Origin of the sequence: Gilliamella sp. BG3 (genome assembly GCF_046635605.1) — a bacterium.
Taxonomy (GTDB): Bacteria; Pseudomonadota; Gammaproteobacteria; order Enterobacterales; family Orbaceae; genus Gilliamella; species Gilliamella bombi.
On the sequence record NZ_JBIDFE010000030.1, the window covers coordinates 1 to 1,994 of the forward strand.

Sequence of the window (1,994 nt, forward strand, 5' to 3'; positions counted from 1 at the left end):
ACCGATTGAGTATAAAACACTAAAACAAGCAGCATGATTTTCTACGTGAGTTGTGTACTAAGTTTGGGGTATTTACAGCCTAGCTCCACCAGATTTTTTCCCCAAACTCCAATCCTTCCATTTTATGTGGGGTATATTAGAGAGTGTTTACCTTTGATGATGTTTTTTAAATGGCATAGTGAGCATTATAATAATTTCGCCAAACACAAACATAACTTAGTTCACTAAGTCAAGAACAATGTTAACAGATAAAAAATGGAAAACGCTACTGAAAATAATGAAAGGTACCGGACTAACAATGCATTATTGATTAATATATAAACACAAAAAACTGCCTCTAATTAGTTTAGTTTCTCTTTTTATATTCATCTAATTGATTAATTGCTATCTTGGCCGCATCTCTTATATCAATATTTTTAGATTGCAAAGATATTTGAAGACCATTTCTTAATATTTCATCACTAAAAACTGCGGCTATTTGTGTAACCCAATACCTAATACTGTCAGGTATGGTTATATCTTCAAGAACTTTTTTGATCTCTTTTTTTACATCAATATCATAGCATTGATAAAAAAAATCTTCTACCAGCTGATATACACCCCGTCCATCACCTTCACCAAAAGATCTTAAAAATAACTCAATTGCTTTTCTATCTGGGTTTTTAATAAAAAATTTTCTTACGTCATCATATTTGTCAATGATATCTTGAGTTAGATCTTTATCAGAAGGCATTGGTTGATATCTTAATAAGAAATTTAATGCGTCATCTTTAGTCATATTTTTTAATCTTTCCAAAGTTTTTGTTTTACCTAATTTGTAGGAAAACGCAGAGTTGTTTACACTTCATGGTTAAAATAATCCTCTAAAAACTCATAAGGCGTTTTCCCTGAAATCGCTTTATGTGGTTTAACGGTATTATAAAAATTAATAAAGCGTTTCAGTTTTTGTTTTCTATCTATTGAATCGCTAAATATATGCTGATTATGCCACACCGCAATTCAAAGTTCGTATCACTCTTTCGGCTTTCCCATTCGTTTGTGGGCAGGCGGGTTTGGTGAATTTTTGATTAATACGGTGGCTGTTACACGTTTTAACAAATAAGTACTCGCTGGAGCCTTGATATTCACGTCCATTATCGGAATAAACACATTCAATAGTATAAGGACATTGGGTTAACACATCGTTTTGTAAAAATTGTGCCGCGCTAAATTGGGATTTATCAGGGTAAATACCCGCATAAAGCTCACGTGAAAAATCATCAATACCGACAAATAAATATTCTCTAGTTCGCTGTTTCGTTTCATTTTTAAGTAAAGGTAAACGTTTGGTATCAACGTGTAGCATTTCTCCCGGATAGGTTTTGTTATAGCGTTTAGCTTGCCGTCTTAATTTATCTTCAATCGATTTTTCGACTTTAACCAGACGTTTAATTCCATAACGAATGGTTTTATAACGTTCATTCTTACATTCCTTACTGGTTAAAAACACAAACATCTTCAATCGTGCTTTTTAGTACGTTATAAATGACTTAACGAATGGCAATAAAACGTTTAGCTAAATCAGTGACCGTTATTTTTTCTTTTGCTATATCTCTTGTCTATGATAAGGCGTTAATTTTGTTTTTTTATGTATATTTATTACAGTATTTTTTTAATCACTGTAAACAATGTGAGTAAATTTTATATATTTCTAATTAATCACTTTTCTTAATAATTAAATTAATGTTATATTTACAATATATTTACAAGAAATCTAATCATTTCATTTACTTTAAAAAGTTATGTTGTTTAGTTTATAGTTATTTTAATTTTTTTGTGAATAGGTAATATTAGTATTTTATGTTTTTAAAAGCGCAATATTTACTCATATTTTCACAAAACGTAATTAGTTAATAAAAGAACTTTAATAAATTTTATTATATAAAATCATAGGGTTAAGTGATGAAAAAATTGCAATATGGACGAAGAAATGATATAATTAATAGTAAGGTACA

Annotated in this window: 3 protein-coding genes; all 3 read right to left on the reverse strand. The window is 29.6% G+C overall.

All coding sequences use genetic code 11. The features are described 5' to 3' along the window. Positions 1 to 346: 346 nt before the first annotated feature. From ACGH6S_RS10990 to ACGH6S_RS11000, 3 genes are read right to left on the reverse strand one after another with little or no spacing between them, the layout of a single operon-like run. Complete coding sequence (locus tag ACGH6S_RS10990; RefSeq protein ID WP_411579533.1) at positions 347 to 778, reverse strand: hypothetical protein; 432 nt, start codon at positions 776 to 778, stop codon at positions 347 to 349. A gap of 59 nt (positions 779 to 837) precedes the next feature. Beyond that, positions 838 to 993: an integrase core domain-containing protein gene (locus tag ACGH6S_RS10995; RefSeq protein ID WP_141671754.1), complete on the reverse strand. Its 156-nt coding sequence runs from the start codon at positions 991 to 993 to the stop codon at positions 838 to 840. Continuing rightward, the gene (locus tag ACGH6S_RS11000) at positions 983 to 1,495 is read right to left on the reverse strand and encodes a DDE-type integrase/transposase/recombinase (protein WP_411579535.1); all 513 of its coding nucleotides are present in this window, start codon (positions 1,493 to 1,495) and stop codon (positions 983 to 985) included. Before ACGH6S_RS11000 ends, ACGH6S_RS10995 begins: the two co-directional genes overlap by 11 nt. Positions 1,496 to 1,994: the final 499 nt, after the last annotated feature.

What these genes read in the sequence shown, in the direction of transcription:
- ACGH6S_RS10990 (WP_411579533.1), bottom strand. Translation starts at nt 778, where the DNA reads ATGACTAAAGATGACGCATTAAATTTCTTATTAAGATATCAACCAATG.
- ACGH6S_RS11000 (WP_411579535.1), bottom strand. Translation starts at nt 1,495, where the DNA reads ATGTTTGTGTTTTTAACCAGTAAGGAATGTAAGAATGAACGTTATAAA.